Annotated in this window: 14 protein-coding genes and 4 pseudogenes; 5 read left to right on the top strand and 13 right to left on the bottom strand. The window is 71.0% G+C overall.

Annotated elements, in window-relative coordinates; translation table 11 throughout:
* Window positions 1–50: 50 nt before the first annotated feature.
* The 9 genes and pseudogenes from uvrA to opgC (QEG98_RS18150) all read right to left on the bottom strand — a co-directional run.
* Window positions 51–2,603 carry an excinuclease ABC subunit UvrA gene (gene uvrA / locus QEG98_RS18185; protein ID WP_316567530.1) on the bottom strand — a complete coding sequence of 851 codons (2,553 nt, stop codon included), beginning with the start codon at window positions 2,601–2,603 and terminating at the stop codon, window positions 51–53.
* Between the two features lie 117 nt (window positions 2,604–2,720).
* Window positions 2,721–2,807, bottom strand: coding sequence for a hypothetical protein (locus QEG98_RS41950; protein ID WP_410478074.1), 87 nt, complete (start codon window positions 2,805–2,807; stop codon window positions 2,721–2,723).
* Between the two features lie 110 nt (window positions 2,808–2,917).
* Window positions 2,918–3,313 (bottom strand): annotated as a pseudogene (locus tag QEG98_RS41945) (sensor histidine kinase); the annotation flags it as partial.
* Between the two features lie 761 nt (window positions 3,314–4,074).
* A complete protein-coding gene (locus QEG98_RS18175; protein ID WP_011553483.1) occupies window positions 4,075–4,755 on the bottom strand; it encodes a response regulator transcription factor in 681 nt (226 codons plus the stop codon).
* A gap of 22 nt (window positions 4,756–4,777) precedes the next feature.
* Window positions 4,778–7,867: a CusA/CzcA family heavy metal efflux RND transporter gene (locus tag QEG98_RS18170; RefSeq protein WP_316567528.1), complete on the bottom strand. Its 3,090-nt coding sequence runs from the start codon at window positions 7,865–7,867 to the stop codon at window positions 4,778–4,780.
* Window positions 7,864–8,916 carry an efflux RND transporter periplasmic adaptor subunit gene (locus QEG98_RS18165; RefSeq protein WP_316567527.1) on the bottom strand — a complete coding sequence of 351 codons (1,053 nt, stop codon included), beginning with the start codon at window positions 8,914–8,916 and terminating at the stop codon, window positions 7,864–7,866. Before QEG98_RS18165 ends, QEG98_RS18170 begins: the two co-directional genes overlap by 4 nt.
* A gap of 52 nt (window positions 8,917–8,968) precedes the next feature.
* Window positions 8,969–10,177: a TolC family protein gene (locus tag QEG98_RS18160; protein WP_316567526.1), complete on the bottom strand. Its 1,209-nt coding sequence runs from the start codon at window positions 10,175–10,177 to the stop codon at window positions 8,969–8,971.
* Window positions 10,178–10,245: 68 nt separating this feature from the next.
* Window positions 10,246–10,848 carry an OpgC domain-containing protein gene (opgC, locus tag QEG98_RS18155; protein WP_316567525.1) on the bottom strand — a complete coding sequence of 201 codons (603 nt, stop codon included), beginning with the start codon at window positions 10,846–10,848 and terminating at the stop codon, window positions 10,246–10,248.
* A gap of 100 nt (window positions 10,849–10,948) precedes the next feature.
* A pseudogene (opgC, locus tag QEG98_RS18150) lies at window positions 10,949–11,302 on the bottom strand (OpgC domain-containing protein); the annotation flags it as partial.
* Window positions 11,303–11,707: 405 nt separating this feature from the next.
* Here opgC (QEG98_RS18150) and QEG98_RS18145 point away from each other — a divergent pair.
* Window positions 11,708–11,929, top strand: a complete 222-nt coding sequence (locus tag QEG98_RS18145; RefSeq protein ID WP_316567524.1) for a hypothetical protein — start codon at window positions 11,708–11,710, stop codon at window positions 11,927–11,929.
* Window positions 11,926–13,065 carry a hypothetical protein gene (locus tag QEG98_RS18140; protein WP_316567523.1) on the top strand — a complete coding sequence of 380 codons (1,140 nt, stop codon included), beginning with the start codon at window positions 11,926–11,928 and terminating at the stop codon, window positions 13,063–13,065. The genes QEG98_RS18145 and QEG98_RS18140 overlap by 4 nt, the downstream gene beginning before the upstream one ends.
* 12 nt (window positions 13,066–13,077) lie before the next feature.
* Here the strand turns inward: QEG98_RS18140 and QEG98_RS18135 are convergent, their stop codons facing one another.
* The 4 genes and pseudogenes from QEG98_RS18135 to QEG98_RS18120 form a co-directional block, all read right to left on the bottom strand.
* Window positions 13,078–14,292, bottom strand: coding sequence for an MFS transporter (locus QEG98_RS18135; RefSeq protein WP_316567522.1), 1,215 nt, complete (start codon window positions 14,290–14,292; stop codon window positions 13,078–13,080).
* 677 nt (window positions 14,293–14,969) lie between these two features.
* Window positions 14,970–15,098: pseudogene (locus tag QEG98_RS18130) on the bottom strand (TetR family transcriptional regulator); the annotation flags it as partial.
* A gap of 17 nt (window positions 15,099–15,115) precedes the next feature.
* Window positions 15,116–16,108: an aromatic ring-hydroxylating dioxygenase subunit alpha gene (locus QEG98_RS18125; protein ID WP_316567521.1), complete on the bottom strand. Its 993-nt coding sequence runs from the start codon at window positions 16,106–16,108 to the stop codon at window positions 15,116–15,118.
* A gap of 102 nt (window positions 16,109–16,210) precedes the next feature.
* Window positions 16,211–16,816, bottom strand: coding sequence for a DUF4136 domain-containing protein (locus tag QEG98_RS18120; RefSeq protein ID WP_090491373.1), 606 nt, complete (start codon window positions 16,814–16,816; stop codon window positions 16,211–16,213).
* Window positions 16,817–17,061: 245 nt separating this feature from the next.
* Here QEG98_RS18120 and QEG98_RS18115 point away from each other — a divergent pair, with 245 nt between their 5' ends.
* From QEG98_RS18115 to QEG98_RS18105, 3 genes and pseudogenes are all read left to right on the top strand, one after another.
* On the top strand, window positions 17,062–19,206 hold the full coding sequence (locus QEG98_RS18115) for a M13 family metallopeptidase (RefSeq protein ID WP_316567520.1): 2,145 nt from the start codon (window positions 17,062–17,064) through the stop codon (window positions 19,204–19,206).
* Between the two features lie 75 nt (window positions 19,207–19,281).
* Entirely contained in the window at window positions 19,282–19,857 is a 576-nt protein-coding gene (locus QEG98_RS18110) for a GNAT family N-acetyltransferase (RefSeq protein WP_316567519.1), read from the top strand.
* A gap of 164 nt (window positions 19,858–20,021) precedes the next feature.
* Window positions 20,022–25,098, top strand: a pseudogene (locus tag QEG98_RS18105) (Adventurous gliding motility protein K).
* Window positions 25,099–25,119: the final 21 nt, after the last annotated feature.

Below are 25,119 nucleotides of genomic sequence, written 5' to 3'. Positions count from 1 at the left end.
CCGACGGCCTTCACGGCCACGGCTCGGAGGCTCCGGCGGGCGCTGGATGCTCAGCCCAGCGCATCCTCCAGGAAGGGCGCGGTCTGGCTGAAGGGCAGGCCCACCACCTCCTCCGGTGGGCCCGCCACCACCACCCGCCCGCCCTTGTCCCCAGCGCCCGGGCCCATGTCGATGACCCAGTCGCTCGCGGCCACCACGCGCATGTCGTGCTCGACGAGGATGACGGTGTTGCCGGAGGCCACCAGCCCCTCCAACTGCGTCATCAGCTTGTCCACGTCGGAGGGGTGCAGGCCCGTGGTGGGTTCGTCCAAGACGTACAGCGAGCTGCCGCGCTGGGCCCGCTGAAGCTCCGTGGCCAGCTTGATGCGTTGGGCCTCGCCGCCGGACAACTCCGTCGCGGGCTGCCCCAGCCGCAGGTATCCCAACCCCACCTCCCGCAGGACCGCGAGCGGCCGCTGCACCAGCGGGTCCTCGCTGAAGAAGTCGTGGGCCGCGTCCACCGGCATGCCCAGCACCTCGGCGATGTTCTTGCCCCGGTACTGAATCTCCAGCGTCTTGGCGTTGTAGCGGGCCCCCTGACACGTGGGGCACGGCGCGTAGACGCTGGGCAGGAAGAGCAGCTCCACGCTGACGAAGCCCTCGCCTTCGCACGTCTCGCAGCGGCCCTTCGCCACGTTGAAGGAGAAGCGTCCCACGTCATAACGCCGGGAGCGTGCGGCGGGCGTCGCGGCGAAGCGCTTGCGGACGTTGTCGAACAGCCCCGTGTACGTCGCCAGGTTGGAGCGCGGCGTGCGTCCAATGGGCTTCTGGTCCACCTGCACCAGGCGCTTGATGCCCTCCATGCCGGAGACAATCCTGCCGCCGGTGGTGTGGATGACCGTGCGCTCCAGCGCCTCTCCCTCGTCCTCGTTCTCCGGCACCGCGTGGCCCAGGTGTCCGGCCACCAGCTCCACCAGGACCTGGCTCACGAGGCTCGACTTCCCGGAGCCGGAGACGCCCGTCACCGTGGTGAGGACACCCAGCGGGATGTCGACGTCCAGTTCCTTCAGGTTGTTGCGCGACACGCCCTGCAGGCGCAGCCAGCCCTTGGGCGAACGCCGCGTGCCGCGGTGCTTCTCCGCGTCGCCGAAGAGATAGCGCCGCGTCCGGGACGCCTTCACCGCATTCAGGCCCTCGAGCGGACCGCTGTAGAGAATCTGCCCGCCCTGCGCCCCCGCGTCGGGCCCCACGTCGACAATCCAATCCGCGTGGCGGATGACATCCACCTCGTGCTCCACCACGAACAGCGAGTTGCCTGAGCCCTTGAGCTGGTCCAGGGCCTTCAGCAGCGCCGCGGTGTCCGCGGGGTGCAGCCCAGCGGACGGCTCATCGAGCACGTACACCACGCCGAACAGGTTGGAGCGCACCTGCGTGGCCAGCCGCAAGCGCTGGAGCTCGCCGGGAGACAGCGTCGGCGTGCCGCGCTCGAGCGACAGGTAGCCCAGGCCCAGCTCCGTCAGGACGTTGACGCGCGCCAACACGTCGTGGGCGATTCGCTGGGCCACCAGCGCCTTCTCCGGATGGGCACGGGCAAGCGCCGCCACGTCCTTGGCCGTCCCATCCGCCACGGGCGCGAGCAGGTCCGTGAGTTCACTGAGCGGCAGACGCGACAGCTCGCCGATGTCGAGCCCCGCGAAGGTGACGGACAGGGACTCGCGGCGCAGGCGCTTGCCGTGACATTCGGGGCAGTCGCCGCTCACCATGTACTGCGAGACGCGCCGCTTCATCAGCGCGCTCTGCGTGGTGGCGAAGGTCTGGAGCACGTAGCGCCGGGCGCCCGTGAAGGTGCCCATGTAGCTGGGCGGCTCCTTGCGCTTGAGGGCCCGCTGCGTCTCGGCCGGGGTGAAGCCCGCGTAGACGGGCACCGTGGGCTGCTCGTCCGTGAAGAGAACCCAGTCGCGGTCCTTCTTCGGCAGCTCCCGCCACGGCCGGTCGACGTCGTAGCCGAGCGTCACCAGGATGTCGCGCAGGTTCTGGCCGTGCCACGCGGGCGGCCAGGCGGCAATCGCCCGCTCCCGGATGGTGAGCGAGTCATCCGGCACCATCGACTTCTCGGTGGCGTCGTAGATGCGGCCCAGCCCGTGGCACTTGGGGCACGCGCCCGCGGGCGTGTTGGGCGAAAAGGCATCCGAATCCAGGTGCGGCTGGCCGCGTGGATACGTGCCCGCGCGCGAGTACAGCAGCCGCAACGAGTTCGCCAACGTCGTCACGCTCCCCACGGACGAACGCGTGGTGGGCGCGCCCCGGTGCTGCTGGAGCGCCACGGCAGGGGGCAGCCCGTCGATGGCGTCGACCTCCGGCACACCCGCCTGGTCGATGAGACGGCGCGCATAGGGGGCCACGGATTCGAAGTACCGCCGCTGCGCTTCCGCGTAGAGCGTGCCGAAGGCCAGCGACGACTTGCCCGAGCCCGACACGCCGGTGAACACGACGAACGCGTCGCGCGGAATCCGGACGTCGACGTTCTTCAGGTTGTGCTGGCGGGCGCCGCGCACCTCCACGAAGCCCTGCTCGGCGGAACCGGTTGCATCTGGGTGCTGCTTCGAACGACGAGCCCTGGCCATAGGCCCCACGCTGAGTTGTCGGAAGGGATGAAATCCGGCGGCGTTGTACCCGAGGCGGATGTGGGAGACACGCGCGAACACGGACCCCGGTCCCAGGCTCGACGAACGCTCCCTGACTCACCGGCCAGGCAGTGTCAGCAGCACCCGCGCGCCCGGGCCCGGGCTCTCCACCACGCGCGCGTCGCCGCCATGGCCCCGCGCCACCTCGCGCACGAGACTGAGTCCCAGCCCCACGCCCCCGCGTCCCGCTCCAGGCGGTGGAAGGGCGTGAAGACGTCCTCTCGGTGCGTCTCCGGGATGCCGCGCCCCTCGTCCTGGACAGCGACTTCCCAATGCGCGTCCCGGTGCGCCAGCTCCAGCCGCACCTCGGACCCACGAGGCGCGTAGCGGAGGGCGTTGGCCAGCAGGTTGTCCACCGCTCGACGAACGGCCATCGCATCCATCCGGCAGTCGGCCTCGTCGGGGCCCACCACGCGCAGCGACACACCGCGCCGGTCCGCCTCCGCCCATGCCCCCGCGGCGGCTTCGTCGAGCAGCCCGCGCAAATCCCCCTGCTGCAAATCGAGGGCGCCGCCCGCCGCCGACAGCTCCAGCAGCGCACCGGCGACGCTGGCCAGCCGGTCCACCTCGCGCCGGTTCTCCTCCAGCACGGTGCGCAACTCCTCCGCGCCACGCTCGCGCCGCAGCGCCAGGTCCAAGCCGGTGCGCATGAGGGCCAGCGGCGTGCGCAGCTCGTGCGCGGCGCGCGCGATGAGGCGTTCTTGCGCTTCACGCGCCGCGCGCACGCGCACCGCGGCCTCGGTCAGCGCCAGGCGCACCTCCATGATTTCGTCCCGGGGCTCATCCACGGGCACGGGGGCCACCATGCCTCCGTCGCGCGAGCGGGCCACCTGGTCCGCGATGCCGTGAAGCCGTCGCGCCAGCCCCCTCGCCTGCCAGCCCTGGATGCCAATCAGCACCCCGCCCAGGAGCAGCGCCAGCACGGTGGCGACGGAGGTGAAGGTGCCCACCGCCTGGTCCACCGTCCCCAGGGACGCCACCAACTGCAGGACATGGGGCACGCCCTTCGGCGAGCGTACCTGCACCGTCAGCACGCGAAGCCGCAGGCCCGTGCCCAGGCGCTGCGTCTCCAGCCGCGACGTGGGCCCGTCCTCGGGTAGCACCCGTTCGTAGACGGTGGGTGACTCGGGCGGGAAGACGGAGAGCAGCGTCCCATCCGGGCCATAGAGCCGGGTCGCGGGGACGAAGGCACGCACCTCTCCCGCCAACGGGGAGGGCTCCACGTGCAGATGCGGCCGCCCATCCGGAGCGTCGAAGAGGCTCACGCTCTCCGCCGCGGCTTGCGACAGCAGGGCTTCGTCCAGGGTCCGCTCGAGCACCACGCGGAACACCTGGACGGCCACGCCCAGCGCGGCGACCACCGCCACCACGGGCACCACCGCGCCCCACAGCCACATCCGCCGGACCAACCTCACCGAGCGCCCTCAATCACCAACCGGAAGCCCACCCCACGCACCGCCTGGATGGTCACCCCTTCCGCGCCCACCTCGGTCAGCTTCGTGCGCACGTAGCCCACGTAGACGTCCACGATGTTGGGAGGCCCATCGAAGCTGGGGCCCCACACCTTCGCCAGCAGGCTGGAGCGGGTGTGGACTTCGCCCGCGCGCGAAGCCAATTCCCCCAGCAGGGCGAACTCACGGCCCGTCAAGGCCACCTCACGGTCGCCACACGTCAACATCCGCCGCCGGGCATCGATGTGGATGGCCCCTCCGCCCCAGGACTGCGTCTGGCCCTCGGAGCGGCGGTGCAGTGCCTCCAGGCGCGCGAGCAGTTCCTCGAAGGCAAAGGGCTTCACCAGGTAGTCATCCGCGCCAGCGCGCAGGCCCGTCACCCGCTCCCCCACCGTGCCGCGGGCGGTGAGCATCAGCACCGGCGTCATCAAGCCGCGTTCGCGCCAGCGCCGCAGCAGCGCCACGCCATCCATGCCGGGCAGGGCCCAGTCGAGGATGATGGCGTCGTAGGCCACCTCGCCTGCCTGGTCGAGCGCGTCCTCCGCCGTGCGGCAGGTGTCCACGAGGTGGCCCTCTTCCCCGAGCCCCCGCCGGAGCAGGTTCGCCATCCGCTCCTCGTCTTCCACCAGCAGCAGCCTCACGGCACCGGCCTCCTTCACCCCATCATGCACGCGCCTGCGTGCGCGTCCTACCCGCGAACCATGGGTAGAGTGTGGGGAGGATGACCAGGGTCAGCAGCGTGGAGGTGACGAGCCCACCCACCACCACCGTGGCCAGGGGCCGCTGCACCTCGGCGCCCACCCCGCGAGCGAGCATCATCGGGATGAAGCCCAGCGCCGCCACCAGCGCCGTCATCAGCACGGGCCGGGCCCGCTCGCGGGCCGCCATCACCACCGCCTCACCGGGAGAATGGCCGTCCGCTTCGAGCCGCTGTTCGCGCGACATCAGCACGACGCCGTTGAGCACCGCGATGCCGGACAGCGCGATGAAGCCCACCGCCGCGGAGATGGACACGGGCAGGTCCCGAGCCGCCAGCGCCATCATCCCGCCCACGCACGCGAAGGGGACGTTGGCGAAGATGGCCAAAGCGGGACGCATGCGGCGGAAGGCGAACAGCAGCACGGCGAAGATGAGGAAGGCCACGGCGGGAAGCACCAGCGAAAGCCTTTGCCGTGCCTCCGTCAAGGTCTCGTACTGACCGCCCCACTCGAGCCGATAGCCATCAGGCGGAGTAAGCGCCTGCTCCACGCGGCTCCGTGCCCGCTCCACCACCGTCCCCAGGTCCGCGCCTCGCACGTTGAAGCCCACCACCAGCCGGCGCTGGCCCCCTTCCCGGCTCACCAGCCCGGGCGAGGAGGTCAACCGCACGTCCGCCACGCGGGAGAGCGGCACCAGGCCTCCCGTCTCCGTGGGGAGGGGCAGCTCGGCCAGGGAGAAGGCATCGGACGCGCCCGTCAACCGCAGGACGATGGGCACGCGCACCGCCCCATCCCAGGTGGCGCCCACCTCCACGCCACTGCGCACCGCGCTCACCGCCTCCAGCACATCGACCGCGCCCAGGCCCGCGCGGGCCGAATCGAGCGGGCGAGGCGTCACCTCGAAGAGCGGCACCTCGGGCGGAGCGAGCACGCGCACGTCCACCGCACCTGGTTCCTGGCTCAGCAACGCCGCGGCCCGGCGAGCCAGGAGCCCGAGTTCGGTCAGGTCCTCGCCGTAGATGCTGAGCGCCACGTCCGTCACCGCGCCCCCGAGCAGTTCGTTGAAGCGCATCTGGATGGGCTGCGTGAAGGCCGGGTCTCCACCCGGGACACGGGCTTCCAGCACCTGCCCCATCTCCTCGATGAGCGACTCACGGGTGAGCCCGGGCCGCCACGCGTCCCTCGGCGCCAACGACACGAAGACGTCCGCCATCTCCAAGCCCATGATGTCCGTGGCCACCGCGGGGCTGCCCACGCGCGAGACGACCTGGCGGACCTCCGGAATCGCTTCGAGCAGGACTCGCTCCAGCCGGCCCGCTTCGCTCACCGCCGCGTCCAGGCTGATGTCGGGGACACGCGTGGTTTGAATCACCATGTCGCCTTCGTCCAACTGCGGCGTGAACTCCGTGCCCGCGCGAGCGAAGATCCACCCACCCACGGCCAACAGGAACACGGCCACGGCGGCCACGGGCACGCGCCTGCGCACGCTCTGACGCAACGCCGGGGCGTAGAGACGCTCGAACCAGCGGACCAGCAGTGGCTCACGCGCGGGGACGTGCTCGGGGCGGATGAGCCAACTCGCGGCGGCGGGGATGAAGGTCAACGACAGCAGCAGCGCGGTGGCCAGCGCGAAGACGACGGTCATCGCCATGGGCCGGAACATCTTCCCGTCCACGCCTCGCAGGGACAGGATGGGCAGGTACACGAGCAGGATGATGAGCACGGAGAAGAAGACGGGGCGGGCCAGGGACACGGCCGTCTCCTCGACATGCTCACGGGGCGGCCGCTTCTTCTCCTCCGGCGACAGATGCGCCAGCCGGTGGAACAGGCCCTCCACCATCACCACCGCGCCATCCACCAGCAGGCCGAAGTCGATGGCTCCCAGGCTCATCAGGTTGCCCGGGATGTCCAGCGCCACCATGGCGGTGGTCGCGCCCAGCATGGACAACGGAATGGCCGAGGCGACGAGCAGGCCCGCGCGCACGCTGCCGAGCAACAGGAAGAGGACGCCCACGACGAGCAGCCCTCCTTCCAGCAGGTTCTTGCCCACGGTGCGCACCGTGCCGCGCACCAACGTGGCGCGGTCGTAGACGACGTCCAGTCGCACGTCCTCGGGCAGCAGCGCTCGCACATCGGGGAGCGCGTCGGAGATGGCGCCCGTCACGGCGAGCGCATTGGCATCCCGGAGCATCTGCACCATGACGTAGACCGTCTCGCCGCGCCCATTGGAGGTGGCGCTGCCAATGCGAGGCAGCGCGCCTTCGGTGACCTCGGCCACGTCGCCCAGGCGCACGGCCATGGCCCCAGGCCGGGGAATCAACGCCTCCGCCAGGTCAGCCGGCGCCCGAGGCCGCGCCACGGCGCGAATCAGGACGTGGCGCTCTCCGACCGGAAGGCTCGCGCCCGGAGCGCTGCCGGTGGCTCGCTCCAGCGCGTCACGCAACTGCGCGAGCGTCACGCCCCGCTGGGCCAGCCGCACCGCGTCCGCGCGCACCTCCAGCGTGCGCTGGTGGCCGCCCCAGCTGTTGACCTCCACCACGCCCGGCACCGTACGCAGACGGGGCGCCACGCGAATCTGCGTCAGCTCGAGCAACTGCGCGCCCGTGCGCTCCGGCGAGGACAGCGTGAAGTGGAAGACTTCGCCCAACCCACCGGTGAGCGGCCCCAGCTCCGGTGGGTCCACACCCGGGGGCAGCGTGGAGCCGAGCACGTTGAGGCGCTCCTGCACCTGCTGCCGGGCCCGGTACGGGTCCACGCCGTCCTCGAACACGGCGGTGACGGAGGAAAGGCCATAGCGGGACAGGCTGCGCTGCTCCTCGAGTCCGGGCATGCCGCCCAGGGCCACCTCCACCGGCCGCGTCACCAGCCGCTCCACCTCCTCGGGCGTCAGGCCGGGCGCACGCGTGAGAACGAGCACCTGGTTGGTGGTGATGTCCGGCATCGCGTCCAGCTCCAGGCGGAGCGACACCGCGACGCCCGCCAGCGCGAGCACGCCCGTGAGGGCCAGGACCCAGACCCGGTGACGCACCGACCAGCGCACGAGGGCTTCAATCACGGCGTCACCTCATCGCCGGCCCCCGCCTGAGACTCCAACAGCAGCGCCGCGCCGTCAGCGGCGACCGCGTCCCGGGCAGACAGCGGCCCTTTCACCAAGGCCTCCGCGCCGGAGGTGGCCAGCACCTCTACCTCCCGGCGCACGGGCTGCCCCTCACCGCCGCGCGTGAAGACGACCGTGCGCGCACTGTCGAAGGCCAGAGCGCGTGCGGGGACCAGCACCGTGTCCTCGCCCGCCGCGGCCTGGATGCGCAACCGGCCGCCCTGCCCAGCGCGCAGCACGGCGGCAGAGTCCTCTGGCTCGAACCACGCGCGCCACGTTCCATCCGCGACGTCCACGACCGGGGACTGGCCCACCCACCGAACCGGAACAGCGATGCCCTGGGCCGACACGAAGGCGAAGCTGGCGCCCTCGGGAGGACGCACGGACAGCCGGGCCTCCAGGCGCGCGGGACCGTCGGCGGCCACCCGCACCAAGGCGGCGCTGGCCTCCGGCTGCATCTCCCCCAGCACCGCGCGCACCTCGGTGACGATTCCTCCGATGGGGCTCTTGAGCCAGACGGTGCCGCGCTCCGCCACGCCCCGGGCTTCCCCGGGAGCGATGCCCGCCACACGCAACACCGCGTGCGCCGCGACCAGGGCGGCGCGGGCCTCGGCCTGTTGCGTCTGGGCGTCGGCCAGGTCGGGCAGCTTCGCCAGGCCCTGGGCATGAAGCGCCTCCAGGCGTTCCACCTGCCGCGAATAGGCCTCCAGTCGCAGCGAGGCGGCGCTGGCGGCCCCCGCCGCCTCCACCACCTCCGGCATCAGCACCTCCACCAGCGGGTCTCCCGCCTTGACCTGCTGACCCGGCCGCGCGCGCACCTGCTGCACTCGGGCGCGGAACGGCGCGGAGAGCGCGGCGACGGCGTCCGGGCTGGACAGCACCAGCGCGGGGGCCTCCGCCAGGGCCACGCGAGACGCCGCGCGCACGGGCACCCACGCCGAAGCCGCGGAGGCGCGCGCGGGGGCGGCGGTGGAGGAACCTCCGCGGTGGAGGAACCGGACGTGCACGCCCCGGACAGGACGAGCATCGGCACAGCGACGAAACGACGGACGAAGGGCGTCATGGCAGAGCGGAGAGCAGGAGGTGGAGCCGCGCGGCGGCGAGCGAGGCTTCGCCGCGGGCGAGCGCGAGCCGGATGTTGGCGGCGGCCCGGGCGCGGCGGGCGCGCAGGACGTCAGGCAGCGTGCTCTGGCCCGCGCGCAGCAACACGTCGGCCAGCCGCGCGGCCTCTTCGGCCTTGGGCGCCAGGGACTTCTCGACGACGGAGAGCTGCGCCGCGGTGTGCTCGCGCTCACGGAACGCCAGGGCCAGCTCCGCGGCGGCGCGCAGCGCGGCTTCCTGGGCCTCGCCCTCCAGACGTTCAGCGGCGGCGAGGAGCGCGCCACGCTCGCGCTGACCCGCGTCGAACATCGGCGGCGTCACGCCCACCATCAGCAGGCCACTGAGCCCGCCGTAGTACTCACGCACGCCCTGCGCGCCCACCGTCACCTGCCAGCCCCGCGCGGCCCGGACCTCCGCCGCGCGGGCCCGCTCCGCCACACCCAGCAGGCGCCGGGCCTCCGCCTCTGGAAGCTCGGAGGCGCGCGCCAGCCACCGCGCTTCTTCGGAAGGCGGCGGCAATGCCACTTCCGGGAGGGCCTCCGCGACCACCAGGTGCGCATCGGGCTGACGGCCCACCAGTGCCGCCAACGACAGCCGCGCGTGGGTCACCTCCGCCTCGCGAGCCAGGAGCGCCAACTGGGCCTCGGCCTCGAACCCTTCCGCTTCGGCCAGCTCCAACCGGGTGGCGCCGCCCAGCGCCAGCGCATCCGCGACGGAGGTGCGCAGCGCACCCGCCAACGTCGCTTCCTGCTCGGCCGTCGCCGCGGCCTGCTGGGCCGACCAGAGCGTCAGCCAGGCCCGCGCCACCTCCAGCCGGCGGTTCAGCAGCGCGGCCACGGCTTCCCGCTCCAGCGCCCGGGTCTCCGCGCTCGCCGCGTCGCGCTGAGCCCCCGCCAGATTCGACAGGAAGAGCGGTTGCTCCACCGACACCGTCAGCTCGAAGCCTGGGCCCTCGGGCTGGGCGCGCCGCCCCGGCACCACGCTGAGCGTGGGGTTGGCGGCGAGCCACGGCAACCGCGCGTCCCACACACGCCGCGTTTCCACGGCGCGCGCCAGGCTCGCGGGCATCGCGGCTTTCGCGGCCAGCGCCTGGGACTCGGCGAAGGTGAGTGGAGGGGACTCTCGCGCCGGCGCCGCGGCGAGGAGTGTGACGAGAAGGACCCACATGCCGCGCACCCTAAGGAGGGCGCGCGCATGCCGCTTGAGGGCATCCTGAGAGAATTCTCAGAGAAGCCCTATGGGGTCTGACTGTTGCGCAGCGCGGCCGCCTGTCTGCACGCCACCAGCAGCATCACGGTGAACGTGGCCACCAGCACGAAGACCTCTTCCCAGTCGGCCAGCGGGTCCTCGTTCTCATTGAGCAGCGCCAGGCTGAGCAGGCACAGCACCAGGTGCACGGAGAACACGGGCAGGGACGCACGGCCCAGCGCCTCCAGCACGCGGGGGCGCAGCCAGCGAAACACCTTGGGGCTCAGCCAGCTCGCCAGCAGCGCCATGGCCAGGAAGTTCACCAGCCGCACGGGCGCCAGGGTCCACTTGTCGACGAGAGCGCCATACAGGTCCAGGTCGATGCTGAAGATGCCCACCTGGTAGCGCATCAGCAGCAACGCCACGCTCACCACCAGCGCCCCGCTGAGCAGCACGGGCGAGACGACCTCGCGCTTCTCCGGCGCCGTGGCACGGCCCACGCCCAGCCACACGCCCAGCACCCACAGGAACTGCCAGGCGAAGAAGTCGAAGGCCCCCGACAGCTCGATGCGCAGCGGCGGCCACGGCAGCACCGGGATGAACACCAGCAAATCGTAGAGCGCGCGCTTCAAGCCCAGCTGCGCCGACAACCACACCAACCCGCTCAGACACAGGATGCGCGTCCACCCCGCGGGCCCCCAGCAGGATGAAGGGTGTCAGCAACAGCAGGACGACATAGAGCGGGAGGATGTCGAGCAGCGGTGGACAGTAGAGCAGGAACAAGCTGCTCCACAGCGCGGTGAACGGGTCCTCGTGGAAGAAGCCCAGCAGGTTGTGGATGGCGGGACGGTGCGTCGCCATGCCCAACGTCCCGATGACCGCGAACGCGAAGGCCAGCAGCGCCACGTGGTAGCCGTAGACCTTGAGCGCCCGCTGCCAGAGGCTGCGCCACAGCACGTTCGGATCCGCCGCTTCAATCTTGTTGGCGTACACCACGCCCACGAGGAACGCGGACAGGAAGACGAAGCCCTCGGCCGCGGAGACGAATCCGAATGGCTGGTTGCTGATCGTGTTCAGTCGCGTCGGCAGGTGCGTCAGCGTCATCAACACGAGCAGGATTCCGCGCAGGCTGTCGAGCTCGGGTCTGCGATTCATGTGGACGAAGGTCGGCTTGAAGGGTTCTCGGGTCAGGTGGGCCGTTGAGGATGCCCTCAATGGAGGATTCCACACTGTCCATAACCCATTCCGACAGATTGGGCCCAACGCCCACACGCAGGGTTCCACCCTCCCAGGAATCTCCACGGCCCCATCGACGTCACCACACACGCAGTCTGTGTCACAGCGAGCACAGCGCACACGCACGCTCCGTAACTGGCTAGGCTGCGGACGCCTCGGGCCCACCGGGCGCCGCCGCCAGTGGCAGCGCATCCAGGTCAGGCCGCGCGGCTGCACGGCGGGCCGGTCATGGCCCTCTCACTGCCCGGTCTCGCCGGGTACAGGAGAACCTGGATGCTCACATCGAAGAATCCCCAGCGCTTTCTGCACGCGGCACTCCTCTGCGCCCTGTCCTGGAGCGGCCAGGCGATGGCCTCCGGCGCGGAGGAGCTTGCCCCCACCGACGCGAAGGCACGGATCCATCCCCAGAACGCGAGGGCCCTGTTGCGCGCGGAGCGCCTCCTCGCGTCCGAGCCCCACTTCCTCCCCCGCCCCTGCCTGACTGTCCCGGGATGATCGACCACGGCGTCGTCCGGCTCGGCGTCGCGCCCGCGGGGCACCTGAACCTCCCCTGCCCCACCAACACGGTCTCCAGCGGCACCTTCGGCACCCGCACGATTGGCTTGCGCTACCTCCCCACCAACGGCGAGGCCGCCGCGCCCGGGAGCGCGTGTGAGGGATGGGGCGTCGCGAGCGCCGACCTGGGCATCTCCGGCTACAGCTCCGCGGACTGCGGCGCGTCCTCCAACCTCACGGTGGAGATCAACGCGCCATCGCCCATCTCCACCATGTCGGTGGTGCGCGTGGGGAACACGTTCCGAGTGACGCACATCTACACGCCGTCGCCGGTGACGAACCATCTGTACCAGGTGGACGTCCTCATCGAGAACATCGGCACGGCCTTCATCTCCGACCTGCGCTACACGCGCGGCATCGACTACGACATCCTGCCCAACACCTTCTCCGAATACGTCACCGTCGCGGGCACCGCGGGCAACCCCTGGGTGGTGAGCGCGGTCGACAACAACTTCGTGTCACTGGACCCGCTGGCCATCAACTACTCGCTCATGGGTGGCACGGGTGACTTCACCAACGTGGGCCCGGGTGACCTGGGCGCGCAGCTCGACTTCCGGCTGGGCTCGCTCGCCGTCGGACAGGTCCGCTCCTTCCGGACGTTCTACGGCGCCGCGGGCAATCAGGCGGACGCGCTCAACGCCCTGTCGGCCGTGGGCGCGAGCACGTACTCGCTGGCCAAGGGAAATTGGAACGGCACCGGAGACCCGCTGAGCCCCACCGGCGCACCCGCGGGGACGTTCGGCGCGACCACCGGCCAGCCGAACACCTTCATGTATGGCTTCCGCCCGCCGGAGTCGCCGACGAGCTGCACGGTGGAGTGCCCCGGCATCCTGTCCCACGGTGTCTACACCGTGGACCACTCGGGCGACCTGGACCGCTGCGTGGTCAACGGCCAATACGCGAACAACACCGTGGCCGTCACCTACCTGTTCGGCGAACGCGTCGAGTTCACCTGCAGCGACTACGGCAGCCCGCATGGCAATCCGTGCAACGTCGGTCCCGGCGCCGACACCTGCAACCTGGCGGCCTTCCAGAGCCTGTGCAGCAGCCCGACCTTCGCGCAGTACTGCCTGTAAGCGGCCCCGCGCTCAGGCCTTCAAGCTCGACTGCGGCGGCGCGTCCGGAACGCGCCGCCGCAGGAGCGAAGCCCCCACCAACAGCGCGACGCCCGCCGCCACCGCCCCACTGGTGAAGGGCGCACCAGGCCCCAGCCGTGAGTAGAGGAAGCCGCTCCACACCGGCCCCACCACGCGCGCGAGCCCGCCCGCCGACTGCACCACGCCCAGCACCCCGCCGCGCAGCTCGCTCCCCGCGAACCCGGAGGCCAGGCTGGCCATCAGTGGCTGCAACAAGCCCGTTCCCGAGCCCACCAGCACCATGGCCAGCACCAACATGGCACCGTGGCCTGCGGCGGCGATGCACGTGAGCCCGGCCCCCATGCACGCGGCGCCCACCAGCACCAATGTCGTGTCCCGGACCCGGCGCGTCAGCCAGCCGATGACGAAGGCCTGAAGCACGAAGGTGACCAGGCCCATCAACGCGAAGAGCCGCCCGATCTCCTGTTCGCCCCAGCCGAAGCGCGCCTGGGCCAGCAGCCCCAGCGACACCTGGAGGTTCGTCATCCCGATGAACACCAGGAACGTCAACGCCAGCACCGCGCCCAGCCCGGGCCGGGCCAGGACGTCGGACAGCCGAACCCGGGGACGGCCTGGCTCCGCGTGCCGCTCCACCTGCGGGCGGTGTGTCTCCGGAAAGAAGAAGAGCACGCCGAGCATCGCCGCCGCCGCCATCACCGCGCCCGCCAGCGGTGGCGCCCAGGCGCCGTGCACATGGAGGAGGCTGCCGATGACGGGCCCCAGCACCATGCCCAGGCCAATGCCCGCGCCGACGAGCCCCATGCCCGCGGCCCGCCCTCGCTCGTCCGTGACGTCCGCCACCGCTGCCTGACACGCCGCCAGGTTGCCCGCGGTGGCGCCCGCGAGCAGCCGCGACGCGAACAACCACGGCAGCCATTGGACGTGGGTGGAGTACGCGAACAGGGCCATGGAGATCGCGTTGCCCAGCAGGCTCAGCAGGATGACGGGGCGGCGCCCCACCCGGTCCGACAGCCGCCCCAGCACCGGCGAGGCGACGAGCTGCGCGAGGGAGAACAACGCCAGCAGCACACCCGCCGTCGTGGCCGTCCCGCCCATGGACTCCACGTAGAACGGCAGCAACGGGATGATGAGGCCGAAGCCCACCAGGTCCAGGAACACCGTGACGAAGACGAGCGCCCGTACCCGTCGCTGCGCGTTCCGGGGCACGGGAGAAGTCCATGATGGCGGGGGCATGAGCCAGATGATTGACGGCCCCGCCCGCCAGGGGAACAGGTTTCGCGTCCGGCCCTGCCGCGGCGTCCAGGGGGTCCTGCGTGAACCGGGCCTGCGCCTATCAAGACGCCCTGCCCGCCAGGGTCCGCCTCAGCGCCGCTTCGCGGGAGGCGGGCCCACGGGCCTGGGGACCAGCAGGTCCTCGAAGAGGAGAACACCTGCTCCGCCCCGCGTTGGAGCGCCGGCACTCCGCTGTGCGCCCACTGTTCGAGCAGCCACCCATCCGTGGCCTGTCCGATGCCCATGAGGGACGTCAGCAGCAGGGACTCCGGCACATCGCCACGCACCGCGCCCAGCGCGCGCCCGTCCGCCAGGACGCGCTGGAACCACGCCACCAGCGGCCCTTCGAAGCGCAGCCACGCCTCCTGGAGCTTCGGATGGGTGCGCGCCTGCGACATGCTCCGGAGAAGCCGGGCCGAGCGCTCGTCGTTCACGATGTGCGTCGTCAGCGCGAAGTAACGCTCGCGCAGGGTGCGCCAGAAGCCGTCCGCGTCCGCGGGCCGCTGCCAGGCCCCGAATCGCTGCGCGAGCGTGTCCAACGTGAGGGCCAGCACGGCGGCATAAAGGTCGTCCTTGCCCTCGAAGTAGTAGTACGCGACCCCCTTCGAGAAGCCCGCGCGCTCCAGGATGCGGTTGTAGGAGGCCCCATCGAAGCCGTGCTCCGCGAACTCCTCTGCGGCCACGGCGAGGAGTGTCTGTCTGCGCTCGGGGTCGAGCCTGCTGGCGCGGGGACGGGGCATTGGACGCAGCGCTTCTATCAGGATGCGCCAGGCGTGTCGCCGAGCGCCGCGCGATGCAGCTGATGCCACGCGACGATGGCGCGGTCCGCCCGGATGAGCGTGCCGTGGGTCAGCGCACCGGAGCGAGGCAGGCTGGAGCGGACCATCCGGTAGTCGTCCGGCTGGATGAAGCGGAACTCGAACGCAATCGCCAGCCGGGCAGCGAGCCACCGGAGCCCCGGCAGCCGGACGTATTGCTGGCGGAAGCGCGCCGCGATCCACGTGTGCTCGGCATCCACGGGCGTGCAGACGACGGCGGCGACCAGCCGGGGCGTGAAGCGCAGGTGAATGACGCCCGGGTAGCCCACGTCGATGGCGAAACGAAACCCCGTCCCAGGCGGACGTGTCTCCTTGCGCAGCCAGCCGACGGTGCGAATGGCCCCTGCGTCCACGTGGACCTCATAGGGGTCCAACCGCGTGTAGCCCGGCGGGACGTAACGCCGGTGCGCGAAGGGAAAGTGATGGAGGTCCATCATCCCCTCCATGACCCGGGTGAAGCGTGCGTTCCAGACCTCCTCCACCGCGGCGCTGCTCGAATCAGGCTCCGGCGCGTCCGCGAGCCAGGGCAGCGGAGGAAGGGACGCGGGCGCCCTGCCCCCCAGCCACGCCCAGATGAACCCATGCGCCTCTCGCACCGGATGCATGCGCAGCGCGAGGCCGCGCGAGGGCTTCGCATCACGCCCCTCACAGGGCATGGCCAGACAGGCGCCGCCACCGTCGTAACGGAAGCCGTGGTAGGGGCATTCGAGCGCCCCCTGCCGCACGCGTCCGAGCCCGAGGTCCGCGCCCCGGTGGGGGCAGGCCGCATCCGCGCAGTGGGCCTCGCCCGCGGCGTCCCGCCAGAGCACGAGCCGCCGCCCCAGGCGCTGGACTCCCAAGGGCCGTCCCGTCCCGAGCGCCGGTGACCGCGCCACCGCGTACCAATGCGCCGCCCACTGCTCGGCGTGCTTCGAGCCTGTCGCCTCGTTCATCGAACACCCAGCTTGGACCGATGGTTGGACCACTGGTCTAATACTGACGGCCGACATGGGGGCTCGCAACCGAAAACGCGTGGGCGTGGCTGCCTGGCCGGCTCAGGACGCTTCCGGGCGCGGCGGGAAGCGCGACAGCAGCTTGTGCACGGCGTCGTTGATCTTCTTCTGGAGTGCATCGGGCGACAGGTTGCGGTGGAGCTCCGCCTGGGCCGTGCCGCGCCAGACCAGCCGCTGCTCCCGGGCATCCACGCCGTCGAGGATGAGCGTGCCCACGTCGTATTCGCGGACATAGGTGCGCGGGCCCCCCATGCCGTACGGATAGCCGTAGGGTCCGTAGAAGGAACTCCAGGGGCTCCAGTATGGGCCCCAGGGGTAGCCATAGAAGGAGTCCACCGTGTCGACAGACACCTTGGTGTCGATGGCGCCCTGCCACCCCACGAGAAAGTCCGGGTCCTCGCTCATGTCCACCCTCTGGTAGCCACGAGCCTTCAGCTCCTGGTCCACCGCCATGCGCACGCGCACGTCGATGATGTCGTTGTAGACGCGGGCGTCCTTGCCCTGGGGCTGCGGCAGCCAGGCGTACCGGCGGAAGTCTTCGATGCGCTCGACGGCCGTGGGGTCATAGTTGGTGTTGACGCGGATGCCCGAGCAGGCCGCCAGCGCCAGCCCCAGCAGCACGGGGGTGATTCGGAACAACAGCCGCATGGGAGCCTCCTGGATGTCGGGGCGCGGACACATCGCGGCCCCGGCTCCCTGCAAACCTAGGCGTCCGTCACACGCGCCTCGGGTACGGCCCGGCCGTTCGGCGACTGTGGCGGAGCCGGTCCGGGCGAAAGGTCCGCCCGCTCGGGATGAAACCGCCGAATCCGTTGTTCGGTCCGCGCCTTCGCACGCCAGACCGTCTATATCCCCGGTCTTCGGCTCGCAGCCCCCTGTTTCAGGAGCAATCCTTGACACATCCCCATCGACGTTTCCCCGGCGCCAGGCATGTGCTGGTCTCCGCGTGCACCACTGCGCTGCTCACCTCCTGCGCGTCTTCCACCTCCGCGGAGAAAGCAGAACCGCCCGCGCCTGTCGCCACGGCACCCGCCGAGGCGCCCGCGTCCAAGCCGAAGCCCACGTATGGGACCTTCGGCTTCGACACCCCCGGCATGGACCGCGACATCGTGCCGGGCAACGACTTCTACGGCTTCGCCAACGGCACCTGGGTGAAGCGGACGGAGATTCCGCCGGACCGCTCCAGCTACAACATGTTCACCACGCTGGCGGAGCAGGCGGACCAGCGCAACCGCGAGCTCATCGAGGCGCAGCGCCAGGCCCCCGAGGGCAGCGAAGCCCGGAAGGTGGGCGACCTCTTCGCCAGCTTCATGGATGAGGCGGCCATCGAGGCCAAGGGCGTGGCGCCGCTCAAGCCGGAGCTGGAGCGCATCGCCGCCATCGGGCAGCGCAAGCAACTGGCCACGGTGCTGGGCGCCACCCTCCGCGCGGACGTGGACGCGCTCAACATGGGCGACGTCACCACGGACCGGCTCTTCGGCCTCTGGGTGGCCGAGGACCTGAACGAGCCGTCGCGTTACGCCCCCTACCTGCTGCAAGGCGGCCTGTGGCTGCCCGACCGGGACTACTACCTGGTCGACAACCCGCGCTTCACGGAGCTGCGCAAGAGCTACCAGGCGCACATCGCGGCCATGCTGAAGCTGGCCGGCTTCGATGACGTGGAGACCCGCGCGGGCCGCGTCTTCGCCCTGGAGCGGAAGATGGCCCAGGCGCACGTGTCGCAGGTCGACACGCGGGACATCTCCAAGGCGAACAACCCCTGGCCGCGCGCGGAGTTCGTGAAGCGCGCGCCCGGCCTCGCCTGGAAGGAGTTCTTCGACGCCGCGGGCCTGGGCACGCAGGAGCAGGTCATCGTCTGGCAGCCGAGCGCGCTGACGGCCCTCTCGAAGCTCGCCCAGAGCGAGCCCCTGCAGGCGTGGAAGGACTACCTGGCCTTCCACGCGGTGGCCCGCGCGGCCCCGTACCTGCCCAAGGCCTTCGTCGACGAGAGCTTCGCCTTCAACGGCAAGACGCTGAGCGGAACACCCGCCCAGAAGGAGCGCTGGAAGCGTGGCGTGGACGCCACCAACCTCTCCATGGGCGAGGCGGTGGGCAAGCTCTACGTCGAGAAGTACTTCCCGCCGGAGGTGAAGGCGGAAGCGGAGGCCATGGTCCGCAACATCATCACCGCGTTCGAGAAGCGCATCGACGCGCTGACGTGGATGTCGCCCGAGACGCGGACCCGCGCCAAGGAGAAGGTGGGCACGCTCCAGGCAAGCATCGGTCACCCGGAGAAGTGGCGTGACTACTCGGGGCTCGACATCGTGGCCGGTGACGCCTACGGCAACGCCGAGCGCGCCGTCCGCTTCGAGTACCAGCGCAACGTCGCCAAGCTGGGCCAGCCCGTGGACCGGAAGGAGTGGTACATGGTCCCGCAGCTGGTGAACGCGCTGAACTCACCGCAGCAGAACTCCATCATCTTCCCGGCCGCCATCCTGCAGCCGCCCTTCTTCGACGCGAACGCGGACCCGGCCGTCAACTACGGCGGCATCGGCGCGGTCATCGGTCACGAAATCGTCCACAGCTTCGATGACGTGGGCGCCAAGTTCGACGCGCGCGGCAAGCTGGAGAACTGGTGGACGAAGGAGGACGAAGCGAAGTTCCAGGCTGCGGGGAAGGCCCTGGCGGCCCAGTACAACGAATACCGTCCGCTGCCGGACCTGTCTGTGAATGGCGAGCTGACGCTGGGTGAGAACATCGCGGACATGGCGGGGGTGGCGGTGGCCTATGACGCCTACCAGCTCTCCCTGGGCGGCAAGCCCGCGCCTGTCATCGACGGTTACACCGGTGACCAGCGCTTCTTCCTCGGCTTCGGTCAGGTGTGGCGCGCCAAGTACCGCGAGCCGTACCTGCGCCGCATCATCATGACGGACGGCCACGCGCCGGGCCCGTACCGCACCGCCACCGTGCGCAACCTCGATGCCTGGTATGGCGCGTTCGATGTCAAGCCCGGGCAGACGCTGTTCCTGACTCCCGAGCAGCGCGTCCGCATCTGGTAGACGTCAGAGGAGCCGCATGACGCGGTCGTTCCCGCCAGTCGGATTCATTCGCGGCCGGCTGGCGGTTCGAATTCAATGCCAAACACAAAGGCGTCTGAAATGTCTCTCCTGGCAAGCAATGGCCCCGTGATTGAAACACAGCGTCTCATCCTCCGGCCTCCCCGGGCCGAGGACCTGGATGGCTTCGCGGCGCTGTCGGCCGACCCGGAGTCGGCGCGTTTCATCGGAGGGGTCCAGCCGCGCTCGATGGCGTGGCGCAACCTGTGTGTGTTGGCGGGCTCGTGGTCGCTCCAGGGCTTCGCGATGTTTTCCGTGCTGGAGAAGTCCACGGGCGCGTGGGTGGGTCGAGCAGGCCCGTGGCAGCCGGAGGGCTGGCCAGGAACGGAGATTGGCTGGGGCCTGCTCCGCGAGTACTGGGGCCGGGGCTACGCCACGGAGGCGACGGCGGCGACCATGGACTGGGCCTTCGACCACCTCGGCTGGACCGACGTCATCCACTGCATCGCGCCGGAGAACACCCCGTCCCAGCAGGTCGCGCTCCGGCTGGGGTCGCGCGTGCTGGGACAGGCACACCTGCCACCGCCGCTCGACACGATCCGTGTCGACCGCTGGGGGCAGAGCCGCGAGGAGTGGCGCGCTCGGCGGAAGTAGGCGCCGCGTTGCTCCAAAGCAGGGTTTGCCTGTCCGTCCCCTGGGGTGGCTGGCACCCAAATCGCCAGGAAAGACGGGAAGTTGAGGGACCGCCCAAGCGCATGTTACGACCGGCGACGGCCAGTCCCTCCTCCCCCGCATTGGCCATTCGGAGCCGGCTTTCCATGAGCGAGCGCAACGACGTCCCGAGGACCACTGTTCCCGTGGCCCCCCTGCCTGTGTCTGGCGCGCCCGCGAGCCCGAACGCTCCGGTCACGGAGACGCAGGCCCAGGCCGCGACCACCGCCCCCTCGGCTGCCGCCAACACCCGCGCCGAGGATGAAGCGCGCGAGCGCATCGCATCCCTGGAGCGCGAGGCCAAGGCCCTCAGCACTGCGGAGCCCCACACGGCGGCGCTGCTCTTCCACGAGGTGGGCCTGCTCTGGGAGGAGCCGCTCAAGAATCCGCGCAACGCCGCGGTGGCGTTCCAGAATGCGTACAAGCTGGCGCCGCGCTACCTCGTCAACATCCGCGCCGCCCGCCGGCTCTTCGCGGACGTGGGCAACTGGCAGATGGTGCTCCAGTTGATGGACGCGGAGCTGGCGGCCACCGACGACGCGCGCCATCAGGCCGCGCTGCTCTTCGAGAAGGGCATCATCCTCCAGGAGCGCCTGTCGCGGGACGAGGAGTCCGCCGCGTGCCTGAAGCAGTGCCTGGAGCGCCGGCCCACGGACGTCGTCGTCCTCACCCAGCTCGAGTCCGTCTACGCCGCGCGAAATGACGCACTTGCGCTGGTGGAGGTGTACCGGCTGATCGCCGCCACCGTGCAGCAACCTTCGCTGCGCGCGCACTACCTCACCGCCGCGGGCCTGCTGCTGGAGGAGCGGCTGAAGCAGAAGGAAGGCGCCGCGGCCCTGTTCCGCGAGGCCTTCGCGCTGGACCGGTCGGACCTCCAGCTCCTGGCGGCAATGAAGCGGCTGGCCGAGCGCGAGGGCCGCGTGGATGAGCTGCTCGCCGCGCTGGGTGCGGAGGCGGCCGCCCTGGGCGCGCAGGCGGCGCCCGCGTACCTGCAGATTGCCAAGGTCTACGAGCGCAACGACCGCAAGGACGACGCGCTGGCCGCTTTGCTCGCCGCGCGGCAGGTGTCCCCCAACGAGCCGCTGGTGCTGAGCGAGCTAGCCGGCATCTACGAGACGCAAGGCCGCTTCGAGGAGCTGTCGGACGTGCTGCTGGCGCGCGTGGGCTCGCTCAACGACGAGAGCGAGCTGGTGGCCACCAACCTCCGGCTGGCGGCGCTGTACGAGGAGGTCCTCAAGCGCGAGTCGGACGCGGCGGCGCGGTATCAGGCCATTGTCGCCCGCATTCCCGGCCACGCGGCCGCGCTGGCGGGCCTGGGCAAGCTGTACTACCGCATGCAGGACTGGGAGCGGCTGGTCGCCGTCTTCGACGCGGAGGTCGCCGCCGCCGAGGATGCGAAGCAGAAGGCCGCGCGCATGTACAAGGCAGCCGAAATCCTGGAGGAGCGGCTGGGACGGCAGGAGGACGCCATCTCCCGCTACAACGCCTGCCTCCAGTTGCAGCCGGGCTACCTCCCCGCGCAGAAGGCCCTCACGCGCCTCTACGAGCGCCAGGGCCGCTTCGCGGAGCTGGTGGCGATGTATGAGCAGGACCTGCTCCAGACGAGCGACCGGGATCAGCTCATCACCACGTTGAACAAGATGGCGGTGGTGTACGAGGACCGCCTGGGCGACCTGGACCACGCCATCGAGTGCATGAAGCGCATCCTCGATCTTGCGTCGGACCACCTGCCCACCATCCGCAACCTCGCGCGGCTCTACGAGCGGGCCAGCCGCTTCCGCGAGCTGCTGGAGACGCACGACCTGGAGGCGTCGCTCGCGGGTGACACCAAGCAGGTGCTGTCGCTGCTGCACCGCAACGCGGAGATTCTCGACGAGAACCTCAAGGACCGCGCGGGCGCCATCTCCGCGTATGAGCGCGTGCTGGCGCTGTCCCCGTCCTACCTCCCCGCGCTCAAGGCGCTGGGCCGGCTGTACGCGCAGGATGGCCGGTGGGAGAAGCTGGTGGACATGTACCGGGCGGAGTCGGAGAGCTCCGCCTCCACCGAGCAGGCCGCCGCGCTCATCTACAAGATTGGCGAGCTGTACGAGCAGCGGCTGAACCAGGACAACGAGGCCATCGCCTCGTACAACGAGGCGCTGATGCTGGCGCCCAGCTACTTCCCGGCGCTGCGCGCGCTGGCCCGCATCTACCGCGCGCAGGCCGCGTGGGAGAGCCTGGTGGAGGTGCTGCGCGCCGAAGCCGCCAACCGCACCGACCCGCTGGAGCGCGCCAACGCCCTCTACCAGGCGGCGGCCATCTGGGAGGAGCAGCTGCTTCGGCCCGAGCTGGCCATCGACACGTATCAAGAAGTGCTGCGCCTGACGCCGGCCCATGCCGCCACGCTTCGCGCGCTGGAGCGGCTGTACCGGCGCAGGACAACGTGAAGGAGCTGGTCGGCATCCTGGACCGCGAGACGCAGGTGGGCAGCACGCCCGCGGCAAAGGTGACGGCGTACCTGAAGCTGGCGCGGCTGTACCTGGACCGCTTCCAGGAGCCCTCCCGCGCGGCCCAGTGCTGCGAGGCCGTGCTGACGCTGGACGCCGGCAACCTCACCGCCCTCACGCTGCTGGAGCGCATCCGCGCCTCGGACCGGCCGCGCCGCGCCGAGCTGCGCCAGCGCATCGCCGACCGGGTGAACGACCCGCGGCTGGCCATGGCGCTGCGGCTGTCCGCCGCGGTGGACCTGGACAAGAGCCCCGCCGAGGGCACGCTGGAGGCCTACAAGCGCGCGTTCGAGGCCGATCCGGGCGATGCGCGGCTGGCCTTCGTGCTGGAGCGCGGCTTGCGGCAGGCGGGTGACGCCGCGGGGCTGGCGCGCCTGTACACCATGCGGCTGGCATCCGCGCAGGACGCCGACGAGGCCCTGGAGATGCTGCTGCGCACCGCCGAGCTGGCGGACACGCGCTTCAACGACTTGGAGAGGGCGGCGGCGCTGTACCGGCAGGCCCTGGAGCTCCAGCCGCAGTGCCTGCCCGCGATGCAGGAGCTCGCCGCGTGGCCTTGAAGCGGGGCGACTTCGCGGGAGCCCGCGCCGCCCTGGAGGCCGAGGCCCGGGTGTCGCGCGATCCGCGTGGCGCCATCGAGGCGCTCATCGGCGCGGCGAAGCTGGCCGTGGGCCGGCTGAATGACGCGGACGGCGCCACGGCGCTGTACCGGCAGGCGCTGGAGAAGGATCCGCTGCACGCGGGCGCTCAGGCGGGCTTGGAGGAACTGCTGGCGCAGCGCGGTGGCTCCGCGGACCTGGCGGCCCTGCAGGAGCGGCGCGCCGAAGCGAAGCTGGCGCAACGGGACGGACTGGCGGCGGCCACGGCGTTCGTCAGCGCGGCGCGGCTGCACCACACCGCGCTGAATGACCGCGCGCGGGCGCTGGCCCTGCTGGAGAAGGCCCTGTCCGCGCAGCCGGGGCACCCGGAGGCGCTGGAGCTGCGTGGTGCGCTCTTGCTGGAGGCGCAGCAGTACCCCGAGGCCGCGGCCATGCTGAGCCAGCGCGTGCAGCTCGGCGGCGACCCGCGCGTCCTGGCGCAGTTCCACATGACGCTGGGGAACCTGTACGCGTCGCACCTCAATGACCCGAGCCGGGCCGCGGCGCACTACCAGACGGTGCTGGCCACCCTGCCCCGTCACCTGGAGGCGCTGGAGCGCCTGGCCGGGCTTCACACGCAGGCGCGCAACTGGGCGGGCGCGGTGGACTGCTTGCACAAGCTGCTCCAGCAGGAGCTGCCGCCGGAGCCGCGGGCCCGCTTCACGCTGGAGCTGGCGCGCACGTATGACGAAGGGCTGGGCGACGCGGGCGCGGCCACCCCGCTCTACCGCCGCGCGCTGGAGCTGTCTCCGGGCAACCCCGCCCTGGTGGACCGGCTGGTGGTCCTCTACGAGCGCGCTCGGAACCTGCCGGAGCTGGCGCAGTTGCTGGAGGCCCAGGCCGCGGGCCAGCTGGCCGTGGAGCCCAAGCGCGCCGCGACGCTGCGGATGCGGGCCGCGGACCTGTACGCGGGTCCGCTGTCCGAGCCTGCTCGCGCCACCGCGCTGTACCGGCAGGTGGTGGATGGTGATGGCACGAACCTCCAGGCCCGCGCGGTGCTCGCGGAGCTGTACGCGCGGGACTCGTCATCGGTGCCGATGGCCATCGAGGAGCACCGGCAGATTCTCCGGCAGGACCCGACGCGGGTGGACAGCCTGCACGCGCTGTTCAAGCTCTGGGAGGGCCTGAAGCAGCTCGACAAGGCATTCTGCGCGGCGGCGGCGCTGCACTTCCTGCGCTCCGCCAACGAGGTGGAGCTGGCCTTCTACATGGAGGCCCGCACGCGGCTGGCGCAGGAGGCGCGCGAGGCGCTGACGCAGACGGATGTGGACTCGGTGCTGATGCACCCGGGGGCCCGGGGCCCGCTGCTCGAGGTGCTGCGCGCGATGGGCGAGCACCTGGAGAAGGTGTACCCGCCCAACTTCGAAATCGTGGGCGTCAATCCGAAGGCGGACCGGCTCAAGCCGGACTCGGCCGTGTACAAGGCCATTCGCGCCGTGGCGCAGGTGTTCGGCGTGGAGACCTTCGAGGCCTACCAGGCGCGGCGCGGGCTGACGGTGCTGGAGACCACGGAGCCCATGTCGGTGTGCATTGGCCAGGACGTGGTGCGGCGCTTCAACGCGCGCGAGCAGAAGTTCCTCCTGGGCCGCGCGGCGCTGGGGCTGCTCAACAAGACCGCGGTGCTGGAGAAGCTGTCCCAGGGCGAGACGGCGGACCTCTTCGGCAGCGCCGTCCGCCTGCACGCGCCGCAGTTCAGCGCGCTGGGCCGGCGCAACGACGAGTCGGTGAAGCAGCTCAAGCGGGCCTTCCCGCGCAAGGCGCTCAAGGCGCTGGAGATTCCGGCGATGTCGCTGGGCGACGCACAGAAGGTGGACCTGGCGCCCTGGCTGGAGGCCCTCGACTACTCGGCGGACCGCGCGGGCCTGCTGATGTGCGGCGATGTGGCGGTGGGCCTGGGCATGGTGCTGCGCGAGGACCCGAACTTCGCGGGTGCCCGGCTGGATACGCCCGAGCCCATGATCCAGGCCGTGCGCGAAGGTGAGCGCCTGCGCACGATTCTGGCGTGGACCTTCACGGACGACTTCTTCCGCCTGCGCCAGCGGCTGGGACTGGGGCTGTAGGCACTTTCGGAACGCGGCGGG

Origin of the sequence: Myxococcus sp. MxC21-1, from assembly GCF_032612255.1 — a bacterium.
Taxonomy (GTDB): Bacteria; Myxococcota; Myxococcia; order Myxococcales; family Myxococcaceae; genus Myxococcus; species Myxococcus virescens.
The sequence above is the reverse complement of the archived record's forward strand: the minus strand, read 5'-3'. Positions and strand labels throughout refer to the sequence as shown.

What these genes read in the sequence shown, in the direction of transcription:
- QEG98_RS18110 (WP_316567519.1), top strand. Translation starts at nt 19,282, where the DNA reads ATGCCAAACACAAAGGCGTCTGAAATGTCTCTCCTGGCAAGCAATGGC.
- QEG98_RS18125 (WP_316567521.1), bottom strand. Translation starts at nt 16,108, where the DNA reads ATGAACGAGGCGACAGGCTCGAAGCACGCCGAGCAGTGGGCGGCGCAT.
- QEG98_RS18145 (WP_316567524.1), top strand. Translation starts at nt 11,708, where the DNA reads ATGCTCACATCGAAGAATCCCCAGCGCTTTCTGCACGCGGCACTCCTC.
- QEG98_RS18140 (WP_316567523.1), top strand. Translation starts at nt 11,926, where the DNA reads ATGATCGACCACGGCGTCGTCCGGCTCGGCGTCGCGCCCGCGGGGCAC.
- uvrA (WP_316567530.1), bottom strand. Translation starts at nt 2,603, where the DNA reads ATGGCCAGGGCTCGTCGTTCGAAGCAGCACCCAGATGCAACCGGTTCC.
- QEG98_RS18120 (WP_090491373.1), bottom strand. Translation starts at nt 16,816, where the DNA reads ATGCGGCTGTTGTTCCGAATCACCCCCGTGCTGCTGGGGCTGGCGCTG.
- QEG98_RS18160 (WP_316567526.1), bottom strand. Translation starts at nt 10,177, where the DNA reads ATGTGGGTCCTTCTCGTCACACTCCTCGCCGCGGCGCCGGCGCGAGAG.